Here is a 1,496-nt window from a genome sequence, read left to right as displayed (position 1 = left end):
CCGCTAATGGGAGCTACCGGGTCGGCTGATCAGGCAGACTCGGTGCCTGGTAGCCGCTGGTGAGTGAGCACTTCCTTCCGCCGGACCGATGGTGGAGTCCTGGGGTCAGACCGTGCCCTCACCGGTGGTCAGGAGTCTTGATCACTGATGGGATGTCGTGCCCGCCCTGGTGGCGTGAGTACTGGTCCATTAGCACGCCGACCGGCTCCTGCGGGCTGCCTGACCGTGTAGTCGAGGGGCGGAGGATTCGGGTGCTGTACGTCGGTGACGACTGGGCCGAGGATCACCACGATGTGGAGGTCCAAGACGAGCAGGGCCGGGCGCTCAAGCGGGCCCGGCTGTCTGAGGGCGCCGCCGGGGTGGCCCGGTTCCATGAGCTGGTCGCCTCGTTCTTGCCCGAGGACGCCGAGCCGGTCGAGGTGCTGGTGTGCATCGAGACCGACCGGGGGCCGTGGGTGCGGGCGCTGGCCGCGGCCGGCTACCGGGTGTTCGGGGTGAACCCCAAGCAGGCCGCCCGGCACCGGGAGGTGATGGGCACCTCCGGAGCCAAGAGCGATAAGGGCGACGCGCACGCGCTGGCCGACATGGTCCGCACTCGCCGCCACCAGCTGCGCGAGATCGCCGCCGACTCCGACGAGGCCGAGGCGGTCAAGGTCGTCGCCCGCGCTCATCAGACGATGATCTGGGAACGGACCCGGCACATGCTGCGGCTGCGCGCCGCGCTGCGGGACTACTTCCCCGCCGCACTGGCGGCCTGCACGCCGCTCGGCCTGACCAGCCCGGCCGTCTTGGCCCTGCTGGCCAAGGCCCCCAGCCCGCAGGCGGCGGCCCGGCTGACCATCGCCCAGATCACCGCGGCGCTCAAGGGCCACCGTGACAAGCCCGCCAAGGCCGCCGCGATCCAGGCCGAACTGCGTGCCGCCCACCTTGGGCAAAGCGACCTGGTCGCTTCGGCCTACGCGGCCACCGTGTCGGCGACGGTCGCGGTCCTGCAGACCCTCAATACGCAGATCACCGTCCTGCAAGGGCAGGTGGAGACCCATTTTGGCCGGCACCCGGACGCTGAGATCCTCCTCAGTCAGCCCGGCATCGGCGTCATCCTCGGCGCCCGGGTGCTCGCGGAGTTCGGCGACGCGAAAGACCGTTACGCCAGCGCCAAGGCCCGCAAGAACTATGCCGGGACCTCGCCGATCACCCGGCAATCCGGCAGATCCAAGACCGTCCACGCCCGGTTCGTCCACAACGACCGGCTCATCGACGCCCTCCATATGCAGGCCGGCGCAGCGATCCTGCACGACCCGGCCGTCCGCGCCTACTACGACCAGTTCAAAGCCCGCGATGTCAGCCACAACGCCGCTTTGCGCCATGTCGGTAACCGCCTGGTCGGCATCCTTCACGGATGCCTCAAAACCCACACCCCCTACGACCAGGCGACAGCGTGGTCACATCGGCAACAGGACCTTGCGGCTTGACATTCCACATCCAGGGATGTCTGA

1 protein-coding gene is annotated in these 1,496 nt (G+C 69.0%); it reads left to right on the top strand.

The features are described from left to right. Positions 1 to 251 precede the first annotated feature (251 nt). The gene (locus AB0D67_RS39115) at positions 252 to 1,472 is read left to right on the top strand and encodes an IS110 family transposase (protein ID WP_362947509.1); all 1,221 of its coding nucleotides are present in this window, start codon (positions 252 to 254) and stop codon (positions 1,470 to 1,472) included. Positions 1,473 to 1,496: the final 24 nt, after the last annotated feature.

It is taken from the genome of Streptosporangium sp. NPDC048047 (assembly GCF_040653115.1).
In the GTDB taxonomy this organism is placed as follows: Bacteria; Actinomycetota; Actinomycetes; order Streptosporangiales; family Streptosporangiaceae; genus Streptosporangium.
Note: the sequence above shows the minus strand (reverse complement) of the source record. Positions and strands in the feature narration are given on the sequence as shown.